The 16137-nt window shown below is 66.7% G+C and carries 9 protein-coding genes; 7 read left to right on the forward strand and 2 right to left on the reverse strand.

The genetic code is table 11. The features are described 5' to 3' along the window. Positions 1-285: 285 nt before the first annotated feature. The 5 genes from NX784_RS20900 (at position 286) to NX784_RS20920 (ending at position 9761) form a co-directional block, all read left to right on the forward strand. Positions 286-2946 (forward strand): TonB-dependent receptor, encoded by a 2661-nt coding sequence (locus NX784_RS20900; RefSeq protein WP_258818628.1) that lies wholly within the window; start codon positions 286-288, stop codon positions 2944-2946. Positions 2947-3089: 143 nt separating this feature from the next. Beyond that, the gene (locus tag NX784_RS20905; protein WP_258818629.1) at positions 3090-4862 is read left to right on the forward strand and encodes a DEAD/DEAH box helicase; all 1773 of its coding nucleotides are present in this window, start codon (positions 3090-3092) and stop codon (positions 4860-4862) included. 143 nt (positions 4863-5005) lie between these two features. After that, entirely contained in the window at positions 5006-6340 is a 1335-nt protein-coding gene (locus NX784_RS20910; protein ID WP_258818630.1) for an MFS transporter, read from the forward strand. Between the two features lie 81 nt (positions 6341-6421). Next, positions 6422-8053 (forward strand): alpha-D-glucose phosphate-specific phosphoglucomutase, encoded by a 1632-nt coding sequence (locus NX784_RS20915; protein WP_258818631.1) that lies wholly within the window; start codon positions 6422-6424, stop codon positions 8051-8053. Between the two features lie 25 nt (positions 8054-8078). Continuing rightward, positions 8079-9761, forward strand: coding sequence for an alpha-amylase family glycosyl hydrolase (locus NX784_RS20920; protein WP_258818632.1), 1683 nt, complete (start codon positions 8079-8081; stop codon positions 9759-9761). A 97-nt stretch (positions 9762-9858) separates the two neighbouring features. Here the strand turns inward: NX784_RS20920 and NX784_RS20925 are convergent, their stop codons facing one another. Both NX784_RS20925 and NX784_RS20930 read right to left on the reverse strand, forming a co-directional pair. Then, on the reverse strand, positions 9859-10464 hold the full coding sequence (locus NX784_RS20925) for a response regulator transcription factor (protein ID WP_258818633.1): 606 nt from the start codon (positions 10462-10464) through the stop codon (positions 9859-9861). Next, the gene (locus tag NX784_RS20930; RefSeq protein WP_258818634.1) at positions 10461-12593 is read right to left on the reverse strand and encodes a sensor histidine kinase; all 2133 of its coding nucleotides are present in this window, start codon (positions 12591-12593) and stop codon (positions 10461-10463) included. The genes NX784_RS20925 and NX784_RS20930 overlap by 4 nt, the downstream gene beginning before the upstream one ends. A 133-nt stretch (positions 12594-12726) precedes the next feature. Here NX784_RS20930 and NX784_RS20935 point away from each other — a divergent pair, with 133 nt between their 5' ends. Next, positions 12727-14067 carry an MFS transporter gene (locus NX784_RS20935; RefSeq protein WP_258818635.1) on the forward strand — a complete coding sequence of 447 codons (1341 nt, stop codon included), beginning with the start codon at positions 12727-12729 and terminating at the stop codon, positions 14065-14067. A gap of 152 nt (positions 14068-14219) precedes the next feature. Continuing rightward, the gene (locus NX784_RS20940) at positions 14220-16091 is read left to right on the forward strand and encodes a glucokinase (protein ID WP_258818636.1); all 1872 of its coding nucleotides are present in this window, start codon (positions 14220-14222) and stop codon (positions 16089-16091) included. Positions 16092-16137 lie beyond the last annotated feature (46 nt).

Genomic DNA, 16137 nt, shown 5'->3' on the forward strand with positions numbered 1-16137 from the left:
GCGGCGGCGCCGCCACGTCCATGTAACCGTTTTCATTCGTGGGTTTGTACCCGAACTACATTTCTTCGATGTATGTATCTACTAAAACAGCCCGCATAAACCCCCGTCTGTACGCATTCTGTGGGCGAAAACCACAAGTACATTACCAAAACCCGCGTTTCGTTGACACGTAATCTAGTTTTAATACAGAATCGGTTCCGAACGTTCGAGCCCGTGGCCGGCAACACGCATCGGCGAAAGGCTGACGTTCCTCTGATAAGCACATTGATTATGTCGAGGGGACACATGAACATTTCGAAGGGCAGTCAGCCCGCATTCCAACTCAGCCCGGTCGCGGTCGGTTGCGCCGTCTTCCTGACGCTCGCTGCCGCCCAGGCGTCCGCGCAGACCCAGGCGGCCGATGCCGCCCAGGCCGCACCGGTCGCCACCGTCACCGTGACGGGCATCCGCCGCAGTATCGAAGACGCGATCGCCGTCAAGCGGGACGCCACGAGCATCGTCGAGACGATCTCCGCCGAGGACATCGGCAAGCTGCCGGACATCAGCATCGCCGAATCGCTGGCGCGCCTGCCGGGCCTGTCGGCACAGCGCGTGAACGGCCAGGCGCAACAGATCAGCATCCGCGGCACGTCGGGCGACCTGTCGACCGCGCTGTTGAACGGCCGCGAACAGGTCAGCACGAGCGCGAACCGCACGGTCGAGTACGACCAGTACCCGTCGGAACTGATCAACGCCGTCACCGTGTACAAGACGTCGGACGCGGCGCTCGTCGGCCAGGGCCTGTCGGGCACGGTCGACCTGAAGACGATCAAGCCGCTGTCGCTGCGCGAGCGCGTCGTCACCTTGAACGTGCGCGGCGAAAAGAACAGCCAGGGCAAGATCAGCGCCGGCGCCAAGGACACGGGCAGCCGCATCAGCGCCTCGTACGTCGACCAATTCCTGAACCGCACCTTGGGTGTGGCCGTGGGCTATGCGCGCGCCGACAAGCCGAACGAGTCGCGCCAGTTCGAGACGTGGGACTGGGTCGACAACACGTCGGCCGTGCCAGGCAAGACGGTCAAGGTCCCGAAAGGCATCAAGTCGCTGGCGCAGACGGGCAACCAGGTGCGCGACGGCCTGATGGGCGTCGTCGAATGGCACCCGATCCGCGAGTTCACGTCGACCGTCGACGCCTACCACTCGCGCTTCAAGCTGAACGAAGACCGCCGCGGCATGGAGGTCCAGCTCACGGACGACAACAACGTCTCGTTCACGCCGACGACCGTCAACGGCAACGGCATCATGATGGCCGGTACCGCGAACAACGTCAATCCGGTGGTGCGCAACAACCACTATCGCCAGAACGACACGCTGACGGCCTATGGCTGGAACAACAAGTACATCGCGGGCGACTGGACCTTCGTCGCGGACCTGAGCCACTCGCAGGCCGACCACAAGGAAGAACTCGACGAGATCAACACGGGCCTCGCGTCGCGCCAGACGATGACGTTCGACTACGCGAACGGCACCGTGCCGAACATCGGCCTGACGGGCGTGTACAACGATCCGTCGCTGCTGACGATCGGCGGCCAGTACGGCGATGGCTACGTCAACGCACCGCACCTGAAGGACAAGCTGAACTCGTTCCGCGTCAGCGCCGAATACCGTTTCGACAGCAAGCTGTTCAACGGCGTCGAAGTGGGTTTCAATAACTCGAAGCGCGACAAGGAAAAGCACCACCTCGAGACCGGCTTCACGAAGCTGGGCACGGGCGCCATCGCCGCCGGCGCGGTCAACGGTTCGCAATCGCTGTACGCGCTCCCGGACACGCTGAGCTGGGACATCCCGTCCGTGCTGTCGCAAAACTTTGCGCCGTACACGCCGGCCGTGCTGGTGCCGTGGGGCGCGACGAAGAACTGGAGCATCACGGAGAAGGTGCAGACCGGCTACGCGAAGCTGAACATCGACACGGAACTGATGGCTATGCCGCTGCGCGGCAACGTGGGCATCCAGGCCGTGCACACGGACCAGAGCTCGACCGCGCAGACGCTGCGCGCCTGGCCGTTCGCCGACCTCGTGCCGCTGACGGACGGCAAGAAGTACAACGACTACCTGCCGAGCCTGAACCTGATCTGGAGCCTGCCGGAACAGCAGATCGTGCGCTTCGGCGCCAACAAGACCTTGGCCCGCCCGCGCCTGGACGAGCTGAACGCGTCGCGTGAAGTGGGCCTGACGCACCAGAGCACCGGTACGCCGTACGGCAACGGCGGCAATGCCCAACTCGATCCGTGGCGCGCGAATGCCGTCGACCTGTCGTGGGAAAAATACTTCGGCAACAAGGGCTACGTGCAGGTGGCGGGCTTCTACAAGGACCTGAAGTCGTACATCTACACGGTCACGGAACCGCGCGACTTCTCCGAGTACAACCTGCAGGGCGCGACGAGCAACATCGGCACGATGACCCAGCCGAAGAACGGCAACGGCGGCAAGCTGGAAGGCCTGGAACTGGCTGCCTCCGTTCCGCTGGACCTGTTCACCCCGGTGCTGTCCGGCTTCGGCGTGACGGCCAACGCGGCGTTCACGACGAGCGAGATCTCGATCAAGAACCAGAGCTTCGGCAACATGAGCATCCCGTTGCCGGGCCTGTCGAAGCGTGTGTTCAACGTGACGGCCTACTACGAGGACAACGGTTTCTCGGCCCGCATCGCCCAGCGCTACCGCAGCGACTACGTGGCCGAGATCGGCGGCATCGGCGGCGCGACGGAACTGACGTTCACTAAACCGGACCGCGTCGTCGACCTGCAGCTCGGGTATGACTTCAAGGAGATCAAGGGCTTGTCCGTGCTGTTCCAGGTGAACAACCTGACCGACACGGCGTTCCAGACCTACTCGGGTTCGACGGACCGTCCGCGCGGCTACACGAAGTACGGCCGCCAGATGCTGTTCGGCTTTAACTACAAGCTGTAAGCACGTCCCGGCGTCGTACGAATGCCCCTTGCCGTTGTTGCGGCAAGGGGCATTTTTCATGCACGCGATGCCAAATAATCCTGAACCCCGGCGTTCAAAGGAGTAAACTGGAGGTTTGCTTACGATTCTTAAAGATACTTTCCATGCATGACACACAGCTCCAGACGTTCGCCGACCTCGACATCCCCGCACCTATCCTCAAGGCATTGAAGGAGGTCGGCTACGAGACGCCGTCGCCGATCCAGGCCGCCACCATCCCCTTGCTGATGGAAGGCCGCGACGTGCTGGGGCAGGCGCAGACGGGCACCGGCAAGACGGCCGCCTTCGCGCTGCCCGTGCTGTCGAAGATCGACGTCAAGAACCCGGCCGTGCAAGCCCTCGTGCTCGCGCCCACGCGCGAGCTCGCGATCCAGGTCGCCGAAGCGTTCCAGAGCTATGCCGCGCACCTGAAGAATTTCCACGTGCTGCCGATCTACGGCGGCCAGAGCTACGGCCCGCAGCTGTCGGCGCTGCGCCGCGGGGTGCAGGTGGTCGTCGGCACGCCGGGCCGCGTCATCGACCACCTCGACAAGGGCTCGCTCGACATCTCGCAGCTGAAGACCCTCGTGCTCGACGAAGCCGACGAGATGCTGCGCATGGGCTTCATCGACGACGTCGAGCGCATCCTGCAGGAGACGCCGGAAGGACGCCAGACGGCGCTGTTCTCCGCGACGATGCCGGCGCAGATCAAGCGCATCGCCAAGACCTATCTGCGCGAACCGAGCGAGGTGACGGTCGCCGCCAAGACGACGACGGCCACCAACATCACGCAGCGCTACTGGCTCGTCGCAGGCCTGCAGAAGCTCGACGCGCTGACGCGCATCCTGGAAGCGGAGCCGTTCGACGGCATGATCGTCTTCGCGCGCACGAAGCTCGGCACCGAGGAACTCGCGGCCAAGCTGCAGGCGCGCGGCTTCGCGGCGGCCGCCATCAACGGCGACATGGCCCAGCAACAGCGCGAGCGCACGATCGAGCAGCTCAAGAACGGCAAGATCGACATCCTCGTCGCCACCGACGTGGCCGCGCGCGGCCTGGACGTGGAGCGCATCAGCCACGTGATCAACTACGACGTGCCGTCCGACCCGGAAAGCTACACGCACCGCATCGGCCGCACGGGCCGCGCTGGCCGCAGCGGCGACGCGATCCTGTTCATCACGCCGCGCGAACGGAGCCTGCTGAAAGCCATCGAACGTGCCACGCGCCAGCCGGTGGCGCAGCTCACGCTGCCGACCATCAAGGCCGTCAACGAAGTGCGCATCACGCGCTTCAAGGAACAGATCGGCCAGACCTTGGCCGCGGGCGGCCTCGACGTGTTCCGCTCCCTCATCGAAGACTTCGAGCGCGAGCAGAACGTGCCTGCGATCGACATCGCCGCGGCGCTGGCCAAGCTGTATCGCGGCGACGAACCGCTGCTGCTGGAAAAGCCGGACCGCGAGCCGAAGCCGGAGTTCCGCGAACGTGAACGCGAGCGCGATGAGCGTCCAGCGCGCGCGGGCCGCGAGAGCTTCGGCGACGAGCGTCCCGCACGTCCGGCCCGCGACAGCTTCAAGAAGGAACGCGTGGAGCGCGCGCCGGAGCCGGGCATGGCCACGTACCGCATCGAGGTGGGGCACCACCACGGCGTCAAGCCGGGCAATATCGTGGGCGCGATCGCGAACGAGGGCGGCATCGCCTCGCGCGACATTGGCCGCATCGAGATCTACGACGACTTCAGCACGCTCGACATGCCCTCCGACCTGCCTCCCGACCTGCTCGACCATCTGAAAAAGGTGTGGGTGGCGGGCCAGCAGCTGGGCATCACGCGCGACGGGCAGGAGCCGCCCGAGAAGAAGCCGGCCAAGCGCAAGTTCGCCGACAAGAAGCCACGCAAGGGTTAATCCGTCAAACGCGCTGCATCTGTGTTGTTTGACTACATTTTCTGTGGATTCAAGGCGCAAATCGCGTTGACACTCAGAAAACCCCATGTTACTTTGCTACATGTGGCAGCCTGGCACGAGTCCGGGCGCGTTAGGGGACACAGATGGAAATGCAAACTCACACGCTCAAGCCGCGGCTGTCGTTCTGGCAGTTGTGGAACATGAGCTTCGGCTTCTTCGGCATCCAGTTCGGCTTTGCGCTGCAAAACGTGAACACGAGCCGGATCTTCGCCACGCTGGGCACGTCGATGGACGACCTTGCCCTCGTGTGGCTCGCGGCACCCGTCACCGGTCTCCTCGTGCAGCCGGTGATCGGTTACCTCAGCGATAACACGTGGCACCCGACCTGGGGCCGCCGCCGTCCGTTCTTCTTCCTCGGCGCCGTGCTGGCCGCCACCGCGCTGTTCCTGATGCCGAATTCCGCCGCCATCTGGATGGCCGTGGCCGTGCTGTGGCTGATGGACGCGTCCATCAACGTGTCGATGGAGCCGTTCCGCGCGTTCGTCGGCGACAAGCTCGACACGTCGCAGCAGACGGCCGGCTTCGCGATGCAGACCTTCCTCATCGGCTGCGGCGCCGTGATCGCGTCGCTGCTGCCGATCCTGTTCACCGATGTCCTGGGCGTGTCCAACGTGCCCGTGAACGGCGCCGTGCCGGACTCCGTGCGCTACTCGTTCTACATCGGCGGCGCCGCGTTCCTGCTGGCCGTGACGTGGACCGTGTTCACGTCGACCGAACTGCCGCCGCCGGACCTCGACCGCTTCGCGGCCCAGCGCAAGCATTCGCGCAATATCGGCGTCGCGCTGCGCGAGATCGTGGGCGGTTTCGCGCACATGCCGAAGACGATGGTGCAGCTGGCGTTCGTCCAGTTCTTCTCGTGGGTCGCGCTGTTCGCGCTGTGGATCTACACCGGTCCCGCGATCGCCGACAACGTCTACAACACGACCGATCCGCTGTCGGCCGGCTACCAGGAGGCGGGCAACTGGGTCGGCGTGATGTTCGCCGTCTACAACGGCATATCCGCGCTGGCCGCGTTCGTGCTGCCCATGCTGGCGCGCCGCACGAGCCGCAAGGCATGCCACGCAGTGTGCCTCGCGATCGGCGGCCTGGCGCTGGCCAGCACGTTCTTCATCCACGACAAACACCTGCTGCTGATCCCGATGGTGGGTGTGGGCCTGGCGTGGGCGAGCATCCTCACGATGCCGTATTCGATCCTGGCCGCGGCGCTTCCGCCCAACCGCATGGGCTATTACATGGGCCTCTTCAACTTCTTCGTCGTGATTCCGCAGGTCGTCAGCGGTCTCGTGCTCGGCTGGTTCACGAAGCATATGTTCGGCAACCACGCGGTGATGACGCTGGTGCTGGGCGGCGTGTCGATGGTCATCGCGGCCGCGCTTGCGCTGTTCGTCACCGACCGCGACGGCGCGGCCGCCCGGTAAGCGGAAATAAGCGGCGCCACGCTCGGGGCGAGTGTCGTATCCTTACGGGTTTGACAACAACATCCCCGACAGGAGCACGACATGACGATTCAGACCATTGCGACGACCCCGTTCGCCGGGCAGCGCCCCGGCACGTCCGGGTTGCGCAAGAAGGTGACGGAGTTCCAGCAGCCCGGCTACCTGGAAAACTTCGTCGAGGCCATCTTCCTGACCTTGGGCGACTTTCAAGGGCGCACCCTGGTGCTCGGCGGCGACGGCCGTTACTTCAACCGTAACGCGATCCAGACGATCCTGCGCATGGCCGCGGCGCACGGCGTGGGCCGCGTGCTCGTCGGCCGCGGCGGCATCCTGTCGACGCCCGCCGTCAGCTGCGTCATCCGCAAGCGCGCCGCGCTCGGCGGCATCGTCCTCTCCGCCAGCCATAATCCGGGCGGTCCGGACGGCGACTTCGGCATCAAGTACAACATCGACAACGGCGGCCCTGCGCCGGAAAAGATCACCGAGGCCATTTACGAACACACGACGACCCTGACTTCGTACCGCATCAGCGATGCCGGCCCCGTCGACCTCGATAAACTCGGCAGCATCCGCATCGAAGACATGGAAGTGGAGGTGATCGATTCCGTGGCCGACTACGCCGAGCTGATGGCCGGCCTGTTCGACTTCGACGCCATCCGCGCCCTGTTCGCGCGCGGCTTCACGATGCGCTTCGACGGTATGTACGCCGTGTCCGGCCCGTACGCAAAGGCGATCATCGAAGGCATGCTGGGCGCGCCTGCCGGCACGGTCATCAATGCCGAACCGCTGGAAGACTTCGGCGGCCACCACCCCGACCCGAACCCTGTCAACGCGGCAGAATTGATCGCGCTGATGGACGGCCCGGATGCACCGGACTTCGGCGCCGCGTCGGACGGCGACGGCGACCGCAACATGATCGTCGGGCGCAAGCTCGCCGTGGCGCCGTCGGACAGCCTCGCCATCATTGCGGCGAATGCAACCGTGGCGCCGGGCTACCGCGACGGCATCAAGGGCATCGCGCGTTCCATGCCCACGTCGCAGGCCGCGGACCGCGTCGCGGCCTCGCTGGGCGTGTCGTGCTTCGAGACGCCGACCGGCTGGAAGTACTTCGGCAACCTGCTCGACGCGGGGCTTGCCACGTTGTGCGGCGAGGAGAGCTACGGCACCGGCTCCGCGCACATCCGCGAAAAGGATGGCGTGTGGGCCGTGCTGTTCTGGCTGAACCTCGTCGCCGCGACGGGCAAGTCGGTGAACGAGATCGTGCAGGCGCACTGGGCCCGCTTCGGCCGCAATTACTATTCGCGCCACGACTACGAAGCCGTCGACGCGGCGGCCGCGAATGCCATGATGGACGCGCTGCGCGCCAGGCTGCCGTCGCTCGCCGGCCAGACTTTCGGTGACTACCGTGTGCAGCTCGCCGACGATTTCACGTACACCGACCCTGTCGACAACTCCGTCTCCGCGCGCCAGGGCGTGCGCATCGTGATGACGGACGGTTCGCGCATCGTGCTGCGCCTGTCCGGCACCGGCACCGAGGGCGCGACCGTGCGCCTGTACCTCGAACGCTACGAAGCCGACCCGGCGCGCCACGACCTCGACACGCAGGACGCGCTGGCGCCGCTGATCGCCATCGCCGAGCAGGTGTCGGCACTCAAGCAGCGCACGGGCCGCGCCGAGCCGACCGTCGTGACCTGATCATCCACCCACCACAGGACCCCGCATGAAACTTCCCGTTCTCGCCGCTTCCCTGATGCTCGCATTCGGCGCCGCCTCGGCCGCGCCGGACCTCTCGCCCGTCAAGGCCAAGCCGTTCATTTGGGATAACGCGACCGTCTACTTCCTGCTGACGGACCGCTTCAACAACGGCGATCCGTCGAACGACCACGCCTACGGCCGCAAGAACGATGCAGCCGTCGCGCGCGGTTTCCTGGGCGGCGACCTGGCCGGCGTCACGGCCAAGATCAAGGACGGGTATTTCACGGACCTCGGGATCGACGCGATCTGGATCTCGCCCCCGGTCGAGCAGATCCACGGATCGACGGACGAAGGGACGGGCGTCAGCTACGGCTTCCACGGCTATTGGGCGCGCGACTTCACGGCCGTCGACGCGAACCTCGGCACAGAGAAGGACGTGCGCGACCTCGTCGCGGCGGCGCACGCGCGCGGCATCCGCGTGCTGCTCGACGTCGTGATGAACCACACGGGCCCCGTCACGGCGGAAGACCCGGTGTGGCCGGCGGACTGGGTGCGCACGGATCCGACGTGCACATTCAAGGACGTCAAGGGCACGGTCGACTGCGCGCTCGTGAAGAACCTGCCGGACTTCCGCACCGACAGCAATGCGAAGGTCGCGCTGCCGCCTTTCCTCGTCGCGAAGTGGAAGAAGGAAGGCCGCTACGAGCGTGAGGTGAAGGAGCTGGACGACTTCTTCAAGCGCACGGGTTATCCGCGCGCACCGCGCTACTACCTGATGAAATGGCACGCCGACTGGGTGCGCAAGTACGGCTTCGACGGCTTCCGCGCCGACACCGTCAAGCACACGGAACCCGCTGTGTGGAAGGACCTGAAGACGGTGGCGAGCCACGCGTACGAGGACTGGAAGCGCACGCCGGCCGGCAAGGAAGCCGTCGAGAAGATGGGCAACGTGCCGTTCTTCATGACCGCGGAAGCGTTCGGTCATTCGATCGCGGACGGCCGCCAGTTCGCGTACGACGACGGCACGAAGGTCGACTATTACAACAACGGCTTCGACAGCATGATCAACTTCACCTTGCCGCGCGACGCGGGGCAGGGCTACGAAAAGCTGTTCTCCGATTATTCGACGCAGCTGAATGGCCCGCTGCAAGGCGTGACCGTATTGAACTACCTCGATTCGCACGACGACAGCCATCCGTTCGATCCGCTGCGCGAGCATCCGTTCGAGGAAGCGGACAAACTGCTGCTGGCGCCGGGCCAGGCCCAGGTCTATTACGGCGACGAGACGGCGCGCGTACTGAAGATCGACGGCGCCGAGGGCGACGCCAACCTGCGCTCGTTCATGAACTGGGACCAACTGCGGAACAATGCGCGCGTGGGCCTGCACGGCGTGGCCGAGGTGCGCGACTACTGGGCGCGCCTGATCCGCTTCCGCCACGCGCATCCGGCCGTGGGCGCGGGCGTGCACCAGATGATCGCGTCGAGCCCGTACACGTTCAAGCGCACGTACGAGAAGAACGGCGTGAACGACCGCGTCGTCGTCGCGCTGGGCTTGCCGCAGGATCGCACGGTCGCCATTTCCGTGGTAGGCGTGTTCGGCGACGGGCAGACGGTGCGCGATGGCTTTACCGGCAAGACGGCCATCGTCGCGGACGGCAAGGTCAAGTTCGATACGCGGGCGCCGGTGGCGTTGATCTCGCAGGATTGAGCGCCGAACCAGTCGTAGGGGGGGCGGCCTCCGCCCACGCGGACGTTTGCCGTTCGCCTGCGTAGGGTGGGCACGCTGTGCCCACCCGACGGCATCATCACGATGCGCCCAACCACGGATGGGCGGCCAGCCACCGCCCCAATTCATTATCGTTCGCGCACTGCAGCTTGCTGAAGATATTCGCCCGGTGCGTCTCGACGGACCGCGGCCCGCACGGCGGCACGAGCAGCCGCGCGATCTCCTTGTTCGGCTGACCGAGCCCCACGAGCCGCGCCACCTCCCGTTCGCGCGGCGTCAGCTCCGCCCAGAGCCGCAGCGCGTGCGCACGTGCGCGCGCCTCCGCGATGGCGGCGGGCAGCTTGTCGAGCAGGTGCTGCGTATCCGGCTTTTCCACCCAGTCCCAGGCGCCTTGTCGCACCGCTTCCAGCGCCGTCGGGATGTCGCCGTGGCCGGACAGGAACAAGGTGACGAGCGGGCTGTGCGCCGTGCGCAGGCGGTCGAACACGGCCAGGCCGCTCATGCCGCCGAGGCGCAGGTCGAGGATCAGGCAGCCCGGCTGGCGCATGTCGACGGCGTCGAGGAACGCTTCGCCGGACTCGAACGCCTGCACGGCGAGGCCCTGCGAAAACAGCAGCAGCAGGAGGGAGCGGCGCAGGGCTTCGTCGTCGTCGACGACGTACAGGGTCAGCGGAATGTCTTTCATGGCACGGTGGGAAGCGTGAAGGAAAAGGCCGCGCCGCCGTCCGCGCGGTTCTCGACGGTCATGAAACCGCCGTGCGCCTCGACGATGGTGCGGCAGATGTTCAGCCCGAGCCCCAGGCCGTCCGGGCGCGTCGTGAAGAACGGCGCGAAGATCTGGTCCAGCTGTTCCGGCGGAATGCCGGGCCCCGCGTCGCTCACGGTGACGCGCACGCCATGCTCGACCCGGGCGGCCGCGAGTTCGATGCCAGCCCGGCGCGGCGGCAGGTCTTCCATCGCATGCATCGCATTGTGGATCAGGTTGACGAGCACCTGCTCGAGCAGAACGCGGTCGCCGCGCACGCTTGCATCGCCATCGTCCAGCGACAACTGCAAGGCGATGCCGTCGCGCTGCAGCTCCGGCGTGAGCAGGGTCGCCGCGTGCGTGACGACGCTCGCGATGGGCAGCCGTTCGTACTGGCCCCGCTGCGGATTGATGAACGCGCGCACGCGCTTGACGATCTCGCTCGCGCGCTTCGATTGTTCGACGATCTCGTCGAGCGCGCCGGCCAGCAGGTCGCGCGGCGCCGACTGGGCGGCGAGGGCGCGCGCCGCGACGGCGAAATTCGACAGCGCCATCAACGGCTGATTCAGTTCGTGCGCGAGCGTGGAGGCCATCTCGCCCACGCTTGCGAGACGCGCGCTGCGCTGCAGGCGGATTTCCTGGTCGCGCTGGCGGGCTTCCGCCTGCTTCTGCGCCGTGATGTCGACGACGGAACTCATCCAGCCCCGGTGCACGCCCTGCGCGTCGACGAGCGGCGCCGTGTAGACCATCGTGATGACGTCGTGGCCGTCCTTGTGGCGGATGCGCGATTCGAAGCCGTGCGGCGCGGCGCGGCCCTGCAGCGCGTCGGTGCTTTCCCGTTCGTGCTTTTCGTGGTCGTCCGGGTGCCAGTAGGGGTAGGGCGGCCGGCGGCCCAGCAGCTCGTCCGCGCTGTAGCCCACCATCGCGCACAGCGCCGGATTGACGTAGATGATCTTGCCCGACGGGTCGCGCGCGCGCATGCCCACGAGCAGCGAGTCTTCCATCGCCTTGCGGAATGCGTGCGCCTCTTCCAGGTCGCGCGTGCGCGCCTCGACGCGGCGTTCCAGTTCGATGCGCGCCGTCTTCTGTTCGATGAAGCGCTTCTCGCGCAGGCGCCAGTACAGCACACCGAGCAGCAGCAGCGCGACGGCCAGCGCGGCCAGCATCAGCGCCAGCTGGCGCGCCTGCGCGACTTCCTGCATGTCCGTCGTGACGGTGAGGGTCCAGCCCAGTTCCGGCAGCGGCGTGTCGAGCGCGAGCAGGTCCATGCGGCGGTTCGCGACGCTCGTGCGCAGCACGACACCAGGCGTGCCGCCGCGCGATTCCACGTGCCAGGGCAGGACGGGGAATTGCGTCCGGTCGCCGTACTGGCGGTGCTCGGCGATCCATTGCAGGTCCGCCGCGGGCACGGGCCGGATGGCGTGGAACAGCCATTCCGGCACGGAGGAGAGGAACACGATGCCGTGGCGGTCGCGCAGGACGACGGGATCGGTGCCGCGCTGCCACGTGGCCTGCAGCGCTTCCAGGCTGATCTTCACGACGACGACGCCGAGGATCGCGCCGTCCGCGCGCACGGGTTCCGCGATGAACAGGCCGGACTGGCCCGTCGTCAGGCCCAGGCCGTAGAACAGGCCGCGCCGGCCTTGCACGGCGTCTTCGAAATAGGGGCGCTGGCGGTACGACTGGCCGACGAAGCTGGACGGCAGGTTCCAGTTGCTGGCGGCGAGCGTCAGTCCCGCGCGGTCGACGAGGAATAGCGCGGCGGCGCCCGTCGTCGACTGCAGGTCGGCGAAATAGTCGTTCACGCGCGCGCGCAGGGCCGCGTCGCGCGGCGCGCGCAGCAGCGCCTGCACGTCCGGGTGGCGCGCGGCCGCGTGCGGGAGGAAGTCGTGGCGCTCGACGAGGCCGCGCAGGCCCAGCACGTGCGCGGCCGCGGCCTGGCGCAGGCCTTCCGTCTTCGTCTGCAGCTCATGGCGCTCGGCCCAGTCGCCCGATGCCGCGATGACGGCCAGCGCGCCGGCGGCGACGAGGAACCGGCGGACGAGACGGGGAGAGGGCAGCGGGAGCATGCAGCAACGATAGCAGTTGCGCGGGGCGATGGGAACCGCCTCCGTAATTTTACGGAGGAGGGCGCGCCGACTTTGCGGATGTGCGCCGGGCCGCCGGCTGGGATAGTGGGCATACGAATAAGAGGAGACTTCCATGAACACCATCACATCCAAGGCCGGCGCCCAGGCAGGCGCAGGCGCCGGCGAGCGCATCTCCGGCCAGCGCCTGAAGGCCATCTTCATCGGCTCGGCCGGCAACCTCGTCGAGTGGTTCGATTTCTATTGCTACTCGGCGTTCGCGCTGTACTTCGCCAGCGCGTTCTTTCCCAAGCAGGACCCGACCGCGCAGATGATGTCCACGGCGGGCATCTTCGCGCTGGGCTTCTTCGTGCGCCCGATCGGCGGCGTCCTGTTCGGCCACATCGGCGACCGCCTGGGCCGCAAGAAGGCGCTGATGACGTCCGTGCTGCTGATGTGCTTCGGCTCCCTGTTGATCGCCTGCGCGCCCACGTATGCCGCGGCCGGCATCCTGTCGCCGTGCCTGCTGCTGCTGGCGCGCCTGCTGCAAGGCCTGAGCCTGGGCGGCGAATACGGCGCCAGCGCGACGTATCTGTCGGAGATGGCGGACTCGAAGCACCGCGGCTTCTACAGCAGCTTCCAGTACGTGACCCTGATCGGCGGCCAGTTGCTGGCGCTCGTGCTGCTGCTCGTGCTGCAGAAATTCCTGCTCGACGCCGACCAGCTGCGTGCGTGGGGCTGGCGCATCCCGTTCTTCGTCGGCGCCTGCCTCGCGCTGATCGCCATGCGCATGCGCCACGACCTGCCGGAGACCGCATCGTTCGAAGCCGCCCGCAAAAAGGCGAAAACGATGGGAGGCCTGAAGCAACTGGCCCAGCATCCGCGCGAAGTGCTGCTCGTGATCGGCCTGACGATGGGCGGCACGCTGGCGTTCTATGTCTACACGACCTATATGCAGAAATTCCTGCGCCTGTCCGTCGGCCTCTCCGACTCGCAGACGACGGCCGTGTCGGCGGCGTCGCTGCTGTTCGCGATGTGCCTGCAGCCGCTGTACGGCGCGCTGTCGGACCGCATCGGCCGCAAGCCGCTGCTCATCGGCTTCGCGCTGCTCGGCACCCTGTTCACCGTACCGCTGCTGTCCGGCATCCGCCACGCGAGCGGCCCGTGGGAAGCGTTTGCGCTGATCGCCTGCGCGTGGATGATCGTGTCCGGCTACACGTCGATCAACGCCCTCGTCAAGGCCGAGCTGTTCCCGGCATCGATCCGCGCCACCGGTGTCGGCGTGCCGTATGCGTTCGCGGTCTCCGTGTTCGGCGGCACGGCCGAGTATCTCGCGCTGTGGTTCAAGTCGATCGACCTGGAGAGCGGTTTCTACTGGTACGCGACGGCCGTCATTGCGTGCACCCTGGCCGTCTGCTGGTTCATGCGCGACACGGGCGCGCTGTCGAAGATCGATGCGGAGGCACACGGGCAGTAACGCGGCCTGGGCTTGTCGAAATGGAAAGAGCGGTCCCGCGGGGCCGCTCTTTTCGTTGTGACCGTCCGAATCGGTCCACAATCGCTTTTTGGTGCATTTCAATCAATGGTATCCTACGCGCCAAAGATGACACCGACCCGAGACGCGCGACCATGACGTTTGAACCCGACACCGAACAGAAGCCGACCCGCGCCGCCTATTCCGACGGCCCGCGCCTGCTGGCCGACATCGGCGCCACCCATGCGCGCTTCGCCCTGGAGATCGCGCCCGGCGTGCTGCGCAACGTGGCCGTGCTGCTGTGCGACGACTACCCGGGCATCGTCCCGCTGCTGAACGCCTACCTGGCCCAGACGCAGGCGCAGAACGGCGGCGCGCGCATCACGCACGCGGCCTTCGCGCTCGCGAACCCGATCAGCGGCGATTTCATCCGCATGACCAACCGCGACTGGCAGTTCTCGACGGAAGAGGTGCGGCGCACGCTCGGCCTGACGACGCTCTTGATCGTGAACGACTTCACGGCGCTGGCGATGGCGCTGCCGGGCTTCAAGCCGGAAGACCTGCTGCAGATCGGCGGCGGCAAGCCCGCGTCGAACGCCGTGGCCGGCGTGCTGGGGCCGGGCACGGGCCTCGGTGTGTCGGGCGTGATCCCGACCGTGGACGGCTTCGTGACCCTCGGCAGCGAGGGCGGCCACGTCAACTTCGCCCCGGCCGACGAGCGCGAGTTCGCGATCCTGCAATACGCCTGGCGCGAATGGCAGCACGTGTCGAACGAGCGCCTGATCTCCGGCCCCGGCATGGAAATCATCTACCGCGCGCTGGCGCTGCGCAACGGCGTCGAGGCGCCTCCACGCGACGCCGCCGCCATCATGGCGGGCGCGCTGGAACAGAAGGACGCGCTGTGCCTCGAAGTGCTCGAATGCTTCGCGGGCATGCTGGGCGGCGCCGCCGCCAACCTGGCCGTCACCCTGGGCGCGTTCGGCGGCATCTTCATCGGCGGCGGCATCGTGCCCCGGATGGCCGAGTGGTTCAAGACGTCGCCGTTCCGCACCCGCTTCGAAGCCAAGGGCCGCTTCTCCAGCTACCTGGCGCAGATCCCGACGTACGTGATCATGATGCCGACGCCGGCGCTGTACGGCGTGTCGAGCATCCTGTCCGAACACCTGCGCAACCGCAGCGGCGCCAACACGCTGATGGAACGTGTGCAGCACCTGCAGGCGGAACTGTCGCCGGCCGAACAGCGCGTGGCGCAGCTCGTCATCGAGCATCCGCGCAAGGTGCTGTCCGAGCCGATCGCCGAGATCGCGAAGCTGGCCGACGTCAGCCAGCCGACCGTGATCCGCTTCTGCCGTTCGCTGGGCTTCACGGGCCTGGCCGACTTCAAGCTGAAGTTCGCGGGCAGCCTGACGGGCACGATCCCCGTGCGCCACAGCCAGGTGCGCATGACGGACAGCACCCATGATCTGTCGGCGAAAGTCATCGACAACACGGTGTCTGCGATCCTGCGCTTCCGCGACCAGCTGGACGTGAACTCGATCGACCGCGCCATCGACATCCTGCGCCGCGCTAAGCGCGTGGAGTTCTACGCGATGGGCAATTCGCGCGTGGTGGCGCTGGACGGCCAGCATAAATTCTTCCGCTTCCGTATCCCGACGTCGTCGTACGGCGACTCGCACCTGTTCGCGCTGGCGGCCGAGCTGCTGGGGCCCGGCGACGTCGTCATCGCCATCTCGACGACGGGCCAGCTGCCCGAACTGCTCGACGCCGTCGACGTGGCGCGCAATGCCGGGGCGGACGTCATCGCCATCACGAGCAGCAAGTCGGCGCTCGCGCGCAAGGCCAGCGTGTGCCTGGCCGTCGACCACAGCGAGGACAGCACGACGTTCCTGTCGATGATCTCGCGCATCCTGCAACTGCTCCTCATCGACATCATGGCGGTCGGCATCTCGCTCGGCCCGGCCGGCGAAGCGGTGGCCGACGGCGACAGCGAACGCCGGCGCCTGCTGATCTCCCACCTCGACATCTGACCTGGCGATCGTGGCGCGCTCGACCTCCGCCACGATCGGTCTCACC

It is taken from the genome of Massilia pinisoli (assembly GCF_024753285.1).
Lineage (GTDB): Bacteria > Pseudomonadota > Gammaproteobacteria > Burkholderiales > Burkholderiaceae_D > Telluria > Telluria pinisoli.